Below are 14558 nucleotides of genomic sequence, written 5' to 3' on the forward strand. Positions count from 1 at the left end.
GTACCCGCGCGATAAATCGCGCCGCTATGGAGGTGTGTTGGCCCGGCAGGGTTAATACATTACCTGATGACCATATCCAGCCAGAATGTTCTTCACCCGTTCCATCGTTTCTTTCGTAGGTGGCTTCACACCTTCCAGCTTGTACTCTTCACCCATCGCAATCCATTTATGCTTACCTAATTCGTGGTAAGGCAATAATTCAATCTTCTCGATGTTGTCCATGTCCTGGGTGAATTCACCCAGGCGATGTACCGAATCATCATCGTCGGAATAGCCGGGCACCACGACATAGCGAATCCAGGTGCGAACACCTTTCTTCTGCAAATAGCGGGCAAAGTCCATGGTACGGTGGTTCGAGACACCGACCAGAATCTGGTGGATATCATCATTGATTTGTTTGAGATCGAGCATCACCAGGTCAGTGACTTCAAGCAGTTCATCAATAACCGGATCGTAACGTCGCACAAAACCATTGGTATCGAGGCAAGTATGGATACCCTCGGCGCGGCAGGCGCGGAACCAGTCGCGTACGAACTCAGCCTGGAGAATCGCTTCGCCGCCGGAAGCTGTCACACCACCGCCAGAGGCATTCATAAAATGGCGGTACGACAGTACATCTTTCATTAAATCTTCTACCGTCACCTCTTTGCCGCCGTGGGTATCCCAGGTATCACGGTTGTGACAATAGAGGCAGCGCATCAGGCAGCCCTGGAAGAAGGTGATAAAGCGGATACCCGGGCCGTCAACAGTGCCGCAGGATTCGAAGGAGTGAATACGACCGATGGTTGACATTGCGATGAGTTCTCCAATTTGGCCTGGTATCAGGCGGCACAATCTGTGTCGTGCTCTGAGGTTTAAGTCAGTTTTGCCAGAAAGCCTCGGTTAGCCTTCTGGCAAAACGACCTGGAGAAAAGGCTCCCGCAGGAGCCTTTTTTTAGCGGGACGAATTACAGGGACTTGGTGAAAGTACGGGTAATCACATCCTGTTGCTGCTCTTTAGTCAGCGAGTTAAAACGCACGGCGTAACCGGAAACACGGATGGTCAACTGCGGATATTTTTCCGGGTGATCCATCGCATCCAACAGCATTTCACGGTTCATCACGTTAACGTTCAGATGCTGACCGCCCTCGATATTGTTGGCTTCATGGTGGAAGTAGCCATCCATCAGGCCCGCGAGGTTGGTTTTACGTACGTTATCATCTTTACCCAGCGCGTTCGGTACGATAGAGAAGGTATAAGAGATACCATCTTTGGCGTAGGCGAACGGCAGTTTAGCGACCGAGGTCAGTGAGGCAACCGCACCTTTCTGGTCACGTCCGTGCATCGGGTTAGCACCCGGTCCGAACGGTGCACCTGCGCGACGGCCATCCGGGGTATTACCGGTTTTCTTACCATAAACCACGTTAGAGGTAATGGTCAGCACTGACTGAGTCGGAACAGCATTGCGATAGGTCGCCAGTTTCTGAATTTTTTTCATGAAACGTTCAACCAGGTCACAGGCCATATCATCGACGCGAGCGTCATTGTTACCAAACTGCGGGTATTCACCTTCGATCTCGAAATCAATCGCCAGGCCATCCGCATCGCGCACCGGTTTCACTTTGGCGTACTTGATAGCCGAGAGTGAGTCAGCAGCTACAGACAGACCGGCGATACCACAAGCCATAGTACGGTAAACGTCACGGTCATGCAGAGCCATCAGCGACGCTTCATAGCTGTATTTATCATGCATGTAGTGGATAACGTTCAGGGCGGTGACATACTGTTTTGCCAGCCAGTCCATGAAGTGGTCCATACGCGCCATGACGGTTTCGAAGTTCAGTACGTCATCAGTGATCGGCGCTTCTTTCGGGCCAACCTGCATTTTCAGTTTTTCGTCAACGCCGCCGTTGATTGCGTACAGCAGGGTTTTCGCCAGGTTAGCGCGGGCACCGAAGAACTGCATTTGTTTACCGATCACCATCGGGCTAACACAACAGGCGATGGCATAGTCATCGTTGTTGAAGTCAGGACGCATCAGGTCATCGTTTTCATATTGCAGTGATGAAGTATCGATGGAGACTTTTGCCGCATATTTTTTAAAGTTAATCGGCAGTTTTTCTGACCACAGGATGGTCATGTTTGGTTCCGGTGATGGACCCATGGTGTACAGCGTGTTCAGGAAACGGAAGGTGCTTTTGGTGACCAGAGTACGACCGTCGACGCCCATACCTGCCAGGGACTCAGTTGCCCAGATCGGGTCGCCAGAGAACAGCTCATCATATTCCGGCGTACGCAGGAAGCGCACCATACGCAGTTTCATGACCAGGTGGTCAATCAGTTCTTGCGCTTCGGCTTCATTCAGCTTGCCTGCTTTGATATCACGTTCGATGTAAACATCTAGGAAGGTAGACACGCGACCAAACGACATCGCCGCACCATTCTGTGATTTAACCGCAGCCAGGTAGCCGTAGTAAGTCCACTGCACCGCTTCCTGCGCCGTGGTGGCAGGCAGAGAGATATCGTGACCATATTTAGCCGCCATCTCTTTGATCTGGCCCAGCGCACGGTGCTGTTCAGAAATCTCTTCACGCAGACGGATGGTGGCTTCCAGATTGACGCCGTTTTCCATGTCGCTTTGCAGTGAATTGAACTGCGCAACTTTGTCTTTCATCAGGTAGTCGATGCCATACAGCGCAACGCGACGATAGTCACCAATGATACGACCACGACCATAAGCATCTGGCAGACCGGTCAGTACACCAGATTTACGGCAACGCAGGATGTCAGGGGTATAGACATCAAACACGCCCTGGTTATGGGTTTTACGGTAATCAGTGAAAACTTTTTTCAGTGAGGCATCCAGCTCACGGCCATAAACCTTACAGGAGCCTTCCACCATTTTGATACCGCCAAACGGGATGATGGCGCGTTTCAACGGGGCTTCAGTTTGCAGACCAACGATTTTTTCCAGTGACTTGTTGATGTAACCGGCATCGTGTGAAGTGATGGTTGAAGCAAGATCGGTATCGAAGTCAACCGGAGCGTGAGTACGGTTTTCAATCTTGATGCCTTCCAGCACGTTATCCCACAGTTTAGTGGTTGCCGGGGTGGCACCCGCGAGGAATGACTCGTCGCCTTCATAAGGGGTGTAATTTTTCTGGATGAAATCGCGTACGTTGACACCGTTCTGCCATTCGCCCGCGTTAAATCCTTCCCAGGCTGCCGCCAATTTTTCATTCAGTTCGGTCATGATATACCTGCCTTTATTTAGGGAAACTTTCACGTTTGGCACGCGATCAGGCGTGCCCGTACTCAATACTTAATTAATGTACCGGGTCATCACCGCGCAGGTAGATAACCCAGTAGGTCAATCCGACTAACAGGCCACCACCAATGATGTTGCCGATGGTGACAGGAATAAGGTTGTCGACAATAAAGTTACCGACACTGAGCGCCTGGAATTGTGAGGCACTGGCTCCGGCCATTTGCCAGAACTCCGGGCTGGCGAAGTCGCGAATCATGATCGCCATCGGAATCAAAAACATGTTAGCGATACTGTGCTCAAAGCCGCTGGCAACAAACATAGCGACAGGCAGAATCATCGCCACCATTTTGTCGAGCAGGCTGCGGCCGGAGTAACTCATCCATACCGCCAGGCACACCATCAGGTTGGCAAGGGTGCCAAGGCTAACGGCTTCAATAAAGCTATGATGCATTTTATGGTCAGCAGTTTGCAGAACGTTTAAGCCCCACGCGCCATTTGCCACCATATGTTCGCCAGAGAGCCAAATTAGCGCGACAAAAAACAGTGCGCCAATCAGGTTACCGATATAAACATTTAACCAGTTACGCCCCAGCTGTGCCCAGGTGATGCGACCGCTGGCTTTAGCCACCACAATCAGCACGGTGGAGGTGAAAAGGTCAGCACCGCACACCACCACCAGCATTAATCCCAGAGAGAAGCAGATGCCGCCAATCAGTTTTGCCATGCCGTAAGGCATCGCGCCGCTACCGGTGGTGGCGGTGATATAGAACACAAAAGCGATAGAAATGAATACGCCAGCGGTTATGGCAAGAAAGAAGGTGGTTAAGGGGTGTTTAGTGGCTTTATAAACCCCGGCATCTTCAGCAACCTTTGCCATTGCCGCCGGTAATAATGAATTAAACGGGTTGTCAGTTTTCACACTAACGCTCTCCAGGAATTATCTGGGATTAATACTAACAAAGGAGTATAGGACAGGATTTGATATGGATCATATTTGGCCGGTGGGGTGGGGGTGTCAGGGGCTTTTGGACAAGCGAAATCGCATTAACCAATTGAATATTATCAAATAAATTTTTTTTAATATTTGCGAATATTGTTGAGAAACGCAACGATGGAAAAGTTGAATTGTTAACGAATATTATTGCTTGAGTCTAAAATGTTATCTGAAATTTTCCTGAGAAAGGTAAAGCCTTTGAGAATAAAAAAAGGCGCTGAAGTTATTCAGCGCCTTTTGGGGCATTATCTGCCCTTTTACAGCAAAATAAGGCTATTTATTTCGCTAACCAATAACGACGTTTGGCCGCCTGTAACTTTTCATAAGCTGCCAGCAACGACTGATGAGCCGGGAAGGCTTTCAAATCTAAATCCACGGCTTGCAGGCCGTAGAACGGCGCTTCACCGCTGATAGCGGCTGATGCCGCGTCAACGGCTGCTTCACCGTACATACGGATAAAGGCGCGGTGGTATTGAACCGGATCGCGTTCCTCTTCCATAGCCAGCAGCAGCAGGGTTTGCAGGCAGCGGTAGTAGTTAGCACGCTCAGCACTGAAGATTGACTGGTTAAATTCCATCGTCCATTCAGTCCAGATCAGTGCCTGATCGAGGTCACCACCAGCCAGTGCCAGCATGGCTTTCAGCTCGCCAATACGCAGCGTAAACCAGCCATTGTCTTTACCCGATGCCAGACCCAGCAATTCGCGGACACGGGTGAAGTCATCGTGACCTTCTTCATCCAGTTGGGTGATCAGATCCAGATAGGCTTCCGGCTCCCATTGGCTCGCCGGCAGGGCCAGCAGGGTTTCACGCAGCGGTGCGCCCATGTTGTTGTTTGCCAGCAGCAAGTCTTCCGCCGGGTAAATATCAGACATGCCCGGTACAATGATGCGGCAGGCATACACGCTCAAATGCTCGTAATCGGCGATGTACACTTCTTTATCTTCAGCGCGGAAAATAGCCATCAGCGTGTCAAACTCTTCGTGTGTGCTGCCAGCAAAGCTCCAGTCAACAAACGGATAGTCGGCATCGTCTTTGAACATATCCCAGGAAATCAGACCGCTTGAATCAATAAAGTGGGTTTCCAGGTTGGCATGCTCGGCAACTTCTTCATCATCGAAGGTTGGCGGCGTGAACACGTCGAGATCTTTCAGGCCACGACCTTGCAGCAGCTCGGTAACGGTACGCTCCAGCGCCACACCAAAATCAGGATGTGCACCAAATGAAGCGAAACAGGTGCCGTTCGCCGGGTTGAACAGCACCACACAGATCACCGGGTATTTACCGCCGAGGGAGGCGTCATAGGCAAAAATCGGGAAGCCTTCAGCTTCCAGACGTGCGATGGCCTCAACCACGCCAGGATAGCGCTGCATAACGGCTTCAGGAATTTCTGGCAGGCTGATGGATTCAGCAATGATGCGGTTTTTAATATGGCGCTCGAACACCTCGGACAGTCCCTGTACACGCGCTTCGTTAGCGGTGTTACCTGCTGACATTCCGTTGGACACATACAGGTTGCCGATAATATTCATCGGAATATAGACGGTCTGCTGGTCTGACTGACGTGTAAAGGGCAGGCCGCAAATGCCACGCTCAGCATTGCCGGATTGCAGGTCGATCAGATCACTCGCGCTCAGGCTATCTTCAGGATCATAGAATTTACGCAGGCGAGTATCGAGGATCCCTGCTGGCAGGCTGCCATCTTCAGGTAAGGGGAACCACTTCTCGTTGGGATAGTGGACAAACTCGCCGTTGGCGATGGACTCACCCAGCCAGAAGTCAGCAAAGAAGTAGTTGGTTGAGAGGCGCTCAAAGTATTCGCCCAGCGCAGAAGCCAGCGCGGCCTTTTTGCTGGCACCTTTACCGTTGGTAAAGCACAGCGGGCAGTCACGATCGCGAATATGGACTGACCACACATGAGGGACAGGGTTCAGCCAGGAGGCTTCTTCAATGTTAAAACCCAAATCCTGCAATTTTTGCTGGAAGCGTGAAATGGAGTCTTCCAGTGCAGCGTCTTTACCTGGAATAAAAGTTTGCGTCATGATGGCGCTCTCTAAGTCAATGGGGTGGGCGTAAAGCGCGCAATAATACGGGTTTTGCACGCAATTCGCTATTCGGTTGGCTAAGTTTCTCTCTCGCTTATGTTACGGGTTTTTATCCGCCTGGCGGCATTCTGATTTTACTTCGCAGATAAACCTCACAAAATTCCATTGTCGATTACATTTATGACATAAGCTGCGGTGGAGCTGGCTCTGGAAATGTGATCGCGGTTGGATAAATGATTGCAGCCATCCAGAGGCAATGATAAAACCGGTAGGGTATTCATAACCGTTCGATATGACAGTGGTGAGGGGAAATGACGCAGGTTTATAATTTTAGCTCCGGTCCAGCGATGCTGCCGGTTGAAGTGCTCCGTCGTGCAGAACAAGAATTGACAAACTGGCACGGGTTAGGCACCTCGGTGATGGAAATCAGTCACCGTAGTAAAGAATTTATTCAGGTGGCGGAAGAGGCTGAGAAAGACTTTCGCGATCTGCTGAAAATCCCCGCCAACTACAAAGTTTTATTCTGTCATGGCGGTGCGCGTGCGCAGTTTGCGGCTATCCCTGGTAACCTGCTGGGTGCTGCTAAATCTGCTGACTACATTGATGGCGGCTATTGGGCGCACAGTGCAATCAAAGAAGCGGAAAAATACTGCTCGCCAAATACCATTGATGTAAAAACCACCCGTGATGGTAAGCGTGCGATTCTGCCGATGCGCGAATGGCAACTGAGCAATGATGCGGCCTATGTGCATTTTTGCCCAAATGAAACTATCGATGGTATCGCGATTGATGAACAGCCAGACTTTGGCGACAAAGTGGTGGTGGCCGACTATTCATCAACCATCCTGTCACGCCCGATTGATGTCAGCCGTTATGGTGTGATCTATGCGGGTGCGCAGAAAAATATCGGTCCGGCAGGCCTGACGTTGGTTATCGTACGTGAAGATTTGCTGGGCAAAGCACACAGCTATGTGCCGTCCATTCTCGATTACAAGGTGCTGGCGGAGAACGATTCCATGTTCAACACCCCACCGACATTTGCCTGGTATCTCTCTGGCCTGGTCTTCAAATGGCTGAAAGAGAAAGGCGGTGTGGCCGATATGGACAAGCAGAATCAGGCTAAAGCTGATCTACTTTACGGTGTGATTGATCGCAGCGACTTCTACCGTAACGATGTTGCGGCGGAAAACCGTTCACGTATGAACGTGCCTTTCCAGTTGGCAGATGCTGCGCTGGACAAAGTATTCCTCGAAGAATCGCTCAAAGCTGGCCTGCATGCGCTGAAAGGTCATCGCGTGGTTGGTGGTATGCGTGCCTCGATTTACAATGCGATGCCGCTGGAAGGTGTAAAAGCCCTGACCGATTTCATGGTCGATTTTGAGCGTCGCCACGGTTAATTATTCATATATGCCAGTTTGACTGGTACCAGACCCCGTTGTTTTCAGACGGGGTTTCTTCTTTTCTGGAGATTGAGTTTCACATGCAGGACTCCCTGACACTACAACCCATTGCTCGTGTTGATGGCACGGTAAACCTACCGGGTTCCAAGAGCGTATCTAACCGTGCACTGCTGCTGGCAGCGCTGGCAAAAGGTACCACACGCCTGACCAACCTGCTGGATAGTGATGATGTTAAGCATATGCTTAACGCGCTGAAAGCGCTGGGTGTGAGCTATACGCTCTCTGCGGATCGCACTGTTTGTGAGGTGACCGGTAATGCTGGTCCACTGCACGCAGATCAACCGCTGGAACTTTTTCTGGGTAATGCCGGTACAGCGATGCGTCCACTGGCTGCCGCATTGTGCCTTGGCCAGCAATCTATCGTGCTGACCGGTGAGCCGCGGATGAAAGAGCGCCCGATTGGTCACCTGGTTGATGCACTGCGTCAGGGCGGAGCTAAAATCGATTATCTGGAGCAGACCGACTATCCACCGTTACTGCTCAAAGGGGGTTTTAACGGCGGTGAAGTGAGTGTCGACGGTAGTGTTTCCAGCCAGTTTTTGACGGCGTTATTAATGACGGCGCCTTTAGCAGAGCAGGACACCACCATCACGATCAAAGGTGATCTGGTATCAAAACCCTACATTGATATCACATTGCATCTGATGCGTTGTTTCGGTGTTGAAGTTGATAACCAGAATTACCAACGCTTTGTCGTTAAAGGGCAGCAGCAGTACCAATCACCGGGCGATTATCTGGTCGAAGGTGATGCCTCTTCAGCTTCCTATTTCCTCGCTGCTGCGGCAATTAAAGGCGGGACCGTTCGTGTTACGGGTATTGGACGTAACAGCGTGCAGGGTGATATCCGTTTTGCAGATGTGCTGGAAAAAATGGGTGCCACCGTTGAATGGGGTGAGGATTACATTGCCTGTACTCGCGGTTCTCTGAACGCAATCGATATGGATATGAACCATATTCCTGATGCCGCGATGACCATTGCGACCACGGCATTGTTTGCTAACGGTACCACCCTGATGCGCAACATCTATAACTGGCGCGTTAAAGAGACTGACCGTCTGGCCGCGATGGCGACTGAACTGCGTAAAGTCGGTGCTGAAGTTGAAGAAGGGCACGATTTCATTCGTATCACCCCGCCTGCGCAGTTGCAGCATGCCGATATCGGCACCTACAACGACCACCGCATGGCAATGTGTTTCTCGCTGGTCGCTCTGTCAGATACGCCTGTGACAATCCTTGATCCAGGTTGTACCGCAAAAACCTTCCCTGACTATTTTCAGCAGTTGGCGAAAATCAGCCACACGTCCTGATACTGACACCCGGTGGCTTTCCCTACCGGGTGACTTTACTTTCTCCTGGCCTTAGTACCGGAAATTCCTCCGATTCTGCCCAAATTTATAACGCTGTCTGCGCTAAGGGGTAACGAACCTGACGCGGTCAGCGTATAATGCTGCGCAATCCGCACAGCCATGCCGGCTGAAAATACGCATTCAGCAACAGGAGAAAACAATGACGGCAATCGCCCCGGTTATTACCATCGATGGGCCTAGTGGTGCAGGGAAGGGAACCTTGTGTAAAGCGATGGCGGAGTCATTGCAGTGGCACTTGCTGGATTCGGGCGCGATATATCGCGTCCTGGCTTTGGCTGCGATCCATCATCAGGTGGATATCGAGTCTGAAGAGGCCTTAGTTCCGATGGCGGCTCACCTCGACGTGCGTTTTCTTTCCGTTGATGGTGAGATGCAGGTCATTCTGGAAGGTGAAGACGTGACCGGTGAAATCCGTACTCAGGAAGTGAGCAACACCGCGTCACGCGTTGCCGCCTTCCCACGGGTACGTGAAGCGCTGTTACGTCGTCAGCGGGCTTTCCGTGAGGAGCCGGGTTTAATTGCTGATGGTCGTGACATGGGGACAGTCGTTTTCCCCGATGCACCGGTAAAAATCTTCCTTGATGCCAGTTCAGAAGAGCGTGCTCATCGCCGTATGCTACAGTTGCAGGAGAAGGGCTTTAGTGTTAACTTTGATCGCCTTTTAGCCGAGATAAAGGAACGCGACGACCGCGACCGTAACCGCGCAATCGCCCCTTTGGTGCCTGCTGCCGATGCTCTGGTGCTGGATTCAACCAGCATGTCAATTGAGCAAGTCATTGAAATGGCACTTGATTATGCCCGCCAGAAGCTGGGCATTTAATATTTTCGGTAACCGAATTGCTGTAACCCTGTACCACGGATCCGGTGCCGGGCATGTGAAACAACCCCATCCGACAATGACGTCAGGTGGACGTTAAATTGAAGAATCCTGAAGATTATCAATATGACTGAATCTTTTGCTCAACTCTTTGAAGAGTCCCTGAAAGAAATCGAAACCCGTCCGGGTTCCATCGTTCGTGGCGTCGTTGTTGCTATCGACAAAGACGTAGTTCTGGTTGATGCGGGTCTGAAATCTGAATCTGCAATCCCTGCAGAGCAGTTCAAGAACGCAGCTGGCGAACTGGAAATCCAGGTGGGCGACGAAGTTGACGTTGCTCTGGACGCAGTAGAAGACGGCTTCGGTGAAACCCTGCTGTCCCGTGAAAAAGCTAAACGTCATGAAGCTTGGATCACGCTGGAAAAAGCTTACGAAGATGCTGAAACTGTTACCGGTGTTATCAACGGCAAAGTTAAAGGTGGCTTCACAGTTGAGCTGAATGGTATTCGTGCGTTCCTGCCGGGTTCACTGGTAGACGTGCGTCCAGTTCGCGACACCCTGCACCTGGAAGGCAAAGAGCTTGAATTCAAAGTAATCAAGCTTGATCAGAAACGTAACAACGTGGTTGTTTCTCGCCGCGCAGTTATCGAATCTGAAAACAGCGCTGAACGTGATCAGCTGCTGGAAAACCTGCAGGAAGGCATGGAAGTCAAAGGTATCGTTAAAAACCTCACTGACTACGGCGCATTCGTGGACCTGGGCGGCGTTGACGGCCTGCTGCACATCACTGACATGGCCTGGAAACGCGTTAAGCATCCGAGCGAAATCGTCAACGTGGGCGACGAAATCACTGTTAAAGTGCTGAAGTTCGACCGCGAGCGTACCCGTGTATCTCTGGGCCTGAAACAGCTGGGCGAAGATCCGTGGGTAGCTATCGCTAAACGCTATCCGGAAGGCACCAAGCTGACCGGTCGTGTAACCAACCTGACTGATTACGGCTGTTTCGTAGAAATCGAAGAAGGCGTTGAAGGTCTGGTACACGTTTCTGAAATGGACTGGACCAACAAAAACATCCACCCGTCTAAAGTTGTTAACGTGGGCGACGTGGTTGAAGTTATGGTTCTGGACATCGACGAAGAACGTCGTCGTATCTCCCTGGGTCTGAAGCAGTGCAAATCTAACCCATGGCAGCAGTTCGCAGAGACCCACAACAAAGGCGATCGCGTTGAAGGTAAAATCAAGTCAATCACTGACTTCGGTATCTTCATCGGCCTGGACGGTGGCATCGACGGTCTGGTTCACCTGTCTGACATCTCCTGGAACGCGACTGGCGAAGAAGCCGTTCGTGAGTACAAAAAAGGCGACGAAATCGCTGCCGTTGTACTGCAGGTTGATGCAGAGCGTGAGCGCATCTCTCTGGGTGTGAAACAGTTGGCTGAAGATCCGTTCAACAACTACATCACCCTGAACAAGAAAGGCGCTATCGTGACTGGTAAAGTCACTGCAGTTGACGCGAAAGGTGCTACAGTAGAATTAGCTGATGGCGTAGAGGGTTACCTGCGCGCTTCTGAAGCTTCACTGGACCGTATCGAAGACGCAACTCTGGTTCTGAGTGTTGGTGACGACGTTGAAGCTAAATTCACTGGCGTTGACCGTAAGAACCGCGTTGTAAGTCTGTCTGTACGTGCGAAAGACCAGGCTGACGAGAAAGAAGCTATCAACACTGTTAACACCAAACAGGAAGAAGGCAACTTCTCTAACGCTATGGCTGAAGCGTTCAAAGCGGCTAAAGGCGAGTAATCGACCCGAAGCACCGGGCGGCGTAAGCTGCCCGGTTTCGGTAAAAGCTGTCATACCTTTCCAAACAGGGATTAACCGGAGGTTACATGACCAAGTCAGAACTGATTGAAAGACTTGCTGGCCAGCAGACTCATATTCCGGCGAAAGTCGTTGAGGATGCGGTTAAAGAGATGCTCGAGCATATGGCCACAACGTTGGCACAAGGCGAGCGCATTGAAATCCGGGGATTCGGCAGCTTTTCTTTGCACTACCGCGCACCGCGTACCGGACGTAACCCGAAAACGGGTGACAAAGTGGATCTGGAAGGTAAATACGTTCCCCACTTCAAACCGGGCAAAGAATTGCGTGACCGTGCGAATATTTACGGCTAAGCCGTTACCGAACAGTGAAAACGACACCATCTGGTGTCGTTTTTTTTTTGCCTGATGACAATCGAGCTCCAGAATTAATGTAATACCACTGCAAAAGCCTGATTATCTCTGGAGCTGCCTCCAGAATCGTTAACGCCTGGCGCGAATAACGCGATCACCTCTGGCACACTCTGTTCTCCTTTCACGGAGAAGAAAGATGCAGATAACATGGATAGTGCTGGCGCGATTGATGATGCTTGCTGCATTGCCATTAGGATTGATACCTGACTTACCCGGTAATGACATCCTGTGGGCGATGGGGGGCAGCGCACTGTTACTGAGTCTGCAACCTCTTCCCTGGTTACGCCTCGTCGGCGTGACTTTACTCCTGATGACCTGGGCATTGGCTGAGGCCCGGCAAATGGTCAGCACTATTGACCAACTGACGCAGGCACCGGTAGACGCTATCGTACGGGTAACGGATGTGCGTCAGGACAATAAACAACTGATGGTTCAACTGCTGCAAATCAATGGGCGATATCAGTTTCCACCGCTCTTTGCCACGCTAAACCACAGCGGGGAAGGGGAACCCTTTTGCAGCGGACAGCGCTGGCGTATGCAATTACGTTTACGTGCCGTGCATGCGCGCCTCAACGAGGGCGAGTTTGATGCACAGCGTTTTGCTCTGGCACAACACAAACCTTTGCAGGGCGTTATTGCAACACGCCTGGTGTTGAATCCAACGTGTAGCTGGCGCGCCCGACTGATCAATTATCACCTTCCGGCATTTGCGGTGATGCAAGCCCCGGCAATTGTCCAGGCGCTGGCTTTTGGTATGCGGGAATCGATGACAGAAGATCAGCGTCGCATTCTACGCGAAACGGGAACAGCGCATCTGATGGCAATTTCGGGTATGCATATCGCACTGGCAGCCAGTGTTGGTTGGCTATTTATGCGGATGCTGCAATGGATGCTCCCCGCCAGACGGATTAATTATCTGTTTCCTTTGATAGCCAGTGGGTGCACTGCCGCGATTTATTGCTGGATATCTGGCAGCCATCCACCGGCACAGCGTGCCTTGCTCGCCCTGACGCTATGGATAGGCCTACGCATTGCGGGCTGGCAACTGAGTGGCTGGCAGGTCTGGACATTATGTGTTGGCTTGTTGCTGGCGCTGGATCCGCTCACTGTTTTGTCAGAGAGTTTTTGGTTATCAGCCCTGGCTGTAGCGGCGCTGCTAATCTGGTATCAATGGTTTGCATTACCTGCAAGGTTTCGTAACGGGCGTCGCTGGTGGGGTTTGCAATTGCTGCATTTGCAATTGGGGATGATGTTGCTGATGGCGCCACTGCAAATATGGCTGTTTCAGGGCATTAGCCTCAGTGCGTTGCTGGCTAATCTGCTGGCAGTACCGATAATCTCATTTATCACGGTGCCGCTGATATTGCTGGCGATGGTGATGCCTGTGACTTCGTTTGCCAGTGGATTATGGTGGCTGGCGGATCAGTCGGTCCACCAAGTGATGTCTGGGCTGGCATGGCTTCCCGCGGGTTGGTTGCCATGGAATGATGCATTGCCAGCGATGCTGTTGCTGTGGGGCGGGATGTTTGCCTGGCGTAGTGGCATTGTTTTTCGCGCCCCTCTGCAATGTTGCAGTATTGCCATCACTTTGCTGCTGTGGCGCGTCAGTGAGCCACGAGATGACTGGCAAATCGATATGATCGATGTTGGGCATGGCCTGGCGATCGTCATTTCTCAGGGGGATGAGGCAGTGTTATACGATACAGGCCCTCGCTGGACATACGGTGATGCAGGGAGCCGGGTCATCCTTCCCTGGTTGCAGCGTAAAAACAGAGTCTTACAGTCAATAATTTTGAGCCATAAGCATCTGGACCATCGTGGTGGGCTGGCATCAATTATCGCCGCTCACCCTGGCACACCGGTACGTAGCGCATTGGCTGAACCCAACCATCTCGCCTGTTATCAAGGGGAGGAGTGGCACTGGGGGAAACTTCGTTTTAGTGTACTCTGGCCGCCTCGTGGCTCCTCCAGAGGCGAAAATAACGACTCCTGTGTGGTACGGATCGATGATGGCAAAGTGAGTTTGCTGTTGACGGGGGATATTGAGCGGGAGGCTGAAAGGATGCTGGTCGCGCAGCAAAAGCAGGCACTGGCCTCAACCATTTTACAGGTGCCTCATCATGGTAGTCGAACCTCTTCCAGCGCGTTGTTGTTGCGTAATGTCTCCGGGGAGGTCGCGATTGCCTCTGTGGCACGTTATAACGCCTGGCGGATGCCAGCGAAGACGGTGATTAGCACCTATCAGCAGCAGGGTTATCATTGGCATGACACCGCCCAATCCGGCCAGATACAGATAGGGATCCGTGCAGGTCATTGGCAAATAAAGGGGTTAAGAGAGCAAATAATGCCCCGCTGGTATCATCAGTGGTTTGGCGTCAAACGTGAATCCAGGTAGAA

The 14558-nt window shown here is 51.5% G+C and carries 10 protein-coding genes; 6 read left to right on the plus strand and 4 right to left on the minus strand.

The features are described from left to right. Positions 1-51: 51 nt before the first annotated feature. The 4 genes from pflA to ycaO form a co-directional block, all read right to left on the minus strand. Entirely contained in the window at positions 52-792 is a 741-nt protein-coding gene (pflA, locus tag AC6I8N_RS07165; protein WP_021182597.1) for a pyruvate formate lyase 1-activating protein, read from the minus strand. 155 nt (positions 793-947) lie between these two features. Next, positions 948-3233, minus strand: coding sequence for a formate C-acetyltransferase (pflB, locus tag AC6I8N_RS07170; protein WP_021182598.1), 2286 nt, complete (start codon positions 3231-3233; stop codon positions 948-950). A gap of 73 nt (positions 3234-3306) precedes the next feature. Beyond that, positions 3307-4167 (minus strand): formate transporter FocA, encoded by an 861-nt coding sequence (focA, locus tag AC6I8N_RS07175; protein ID WP_021182599.1) that lies wholly within the window; start codon positions 4165-4167, stop codon positions 3307-3309. Positions 4168-4519: 352 nt separating this feature from the next. After that, the gene (gene ycaO, locus AC6I8N_RS07180; RefSeq protein WP_415174073.1) at positions 4520-6283 is read right to left on the minus strand and encodes a 30S ribosomal protein S12 methylthiotransferase accessory factor YcaO; all 1764 of its coding nucleotides are present in this window, start codon (positions 6281-6283) and stop codon (positions 4520-4522) included. 314 nt (positions 6284-6597) lie between these two features. Here ycaO and serC point away from each other — a divergent pair, with 314 nt between their 5' ends. From serC to AC6I8N_RS07210, 6 genes are all read left to right on the plus strand, one after another. Beyond that, on the plus strand, positions 6598-7683 hold the full coding sequence (serC, locus tag AC6I8N_RS07185) for a 3-phosphoserine/phosphohydroxythreonine transaminase (protein ID WP_021182601.1): 1086 nt from the start codon (positions 6598-6600) through the stop codon (positions 7681-7683). A gap of 83 nt (positions 7684-7766) precedes the next feature. Next, the gene (gene aroA / locus AC6I8N_RS07190) at positions 7767-9053 is read left to right on the plus strand and encodes a 3-phosphoshikimate 1-carboxyvinyltransferase (protein WP_208725123.1); all 1287 of its coding nucleotides are present in this window, start codon (positions 7767-7769) and stop codon (positions 9051-9053) included. A gap of 199 nt (positions 9054-9252) precedes the next feature. Further along, complete coding sequence (gene cmk, locus AC6I8N_RS07195; RefSeq protein ID WP_021182603.1) at positions 9253-9933, plus strand: (d)CMP kinase; 681 nt, start codon at positions 9253-9255, stop codon at positions 9931-9933. Positions 9934-10056: 123 nt separating this feature from the next. Further along, the gene (rpsA, locus tag AC6I8N_RS07200; RefSeq protein ID WP_021182604.1) at positions 10057-11730 is read left to right on the plus strand and encodes a 30S ribosomal protein S1; all 1674 of its coding nucleotides are present in this window, start codon (positions 10057-10059) and stop codon (positions 11728-11730) included. A gap of 86 nt (positions 11731-11816) precedes the next feature. Further along, positions 11817-12101 (plus strand): integration host factor subunit beta, encoded by a 285-nt coding sequence (gene ihfB, locus AC6I8N_RS07205; RefSeq protein ID WP_013508512.1) that lies wholly within the window; start codon positions 11817-11819, stop codon positions 12099-12101. A gap of 196 nt (positions 12102-12297) precedes the next feature. Further along, a complete protein-coding gene (locus AC6I8N_RS07210) occupies positions 12298-14556 on the plus strand; it encodes a DNA internalization-related competence protein ComEC/Rec2 (RefSeq protein WP_497830365.1) in 2259 nt (752 codons plus the stop codon). The last annotated feature ends 2 nt before the right edge of the window (positions 14557-14558 follow it).

Source organism: Pantoea sp. X-Soil-TKNS-1279 (assembly GCF_059730565.1).

Excerpts from the sequence above, each read along its gene's own strand:
- AC6I8N_RS07210 (WP_497830365.1), top strand. The coding sequence starts at position 12,298 with ATGCAGATAACATGGATAGTGCTGGCGCGATTGATGATGCTTGCTGCA.
- pflB (WP_021182598.1), bottom strand. The coding sequence starts at position 3,233 with ATGACCGAACTGAATGAAAAATTGGCGGCAGCCTGGGAAGGATTTAAC.
- cmk (WP_021182603.1), top strand. The coding sequence starts at position 9,253 with ATGACGGCAATCGCCCCGGTTATTACCATCGATGGGCCTAGTGGTGCA.
- serC (WP_021182601.1), top strand. The coding sequence starts at position 6,598 with ATGACGCAGGTTTATAATTTTAGCTCCGGTCCAGCGATGCTGCCGGTT.
- rpsA (WP_021182604.1), top strand. The coding sequence starts at position 10,057 with ATGACTGAATCTTTTGCTCAACTCTTTGAAGAGTCCCTGAAAGAAATC.
- ihfB (WP_013508512.1), top strand. The coding sequence starts at position 11,817 with ATGACCAAGTCAGAACTGATTGAAAGACTTGCTGGCCAGCAGACTCAT.
- pflA (WP_021182597.1), bottom strand. The coding sequence starts at position 792 with ATGTCAACCATCGGTCGTATTCACTCCTTCGAATCCTGCGGCACTGTT.
- aroA (WP_208725123.1), top strand. The coding sequence starts at position 7,767 with ATGCAGGACTCCCTGACACTACAACCCATTGCTCGTGTTGATGGCACG.
- ycaO (WP_415174073.1), bottom strand. The coding sequence starts at position 6,283 with ATGACGCAAACTTTTATTCCAGGTAAAGACGCTGCACTGGAAGACTCC.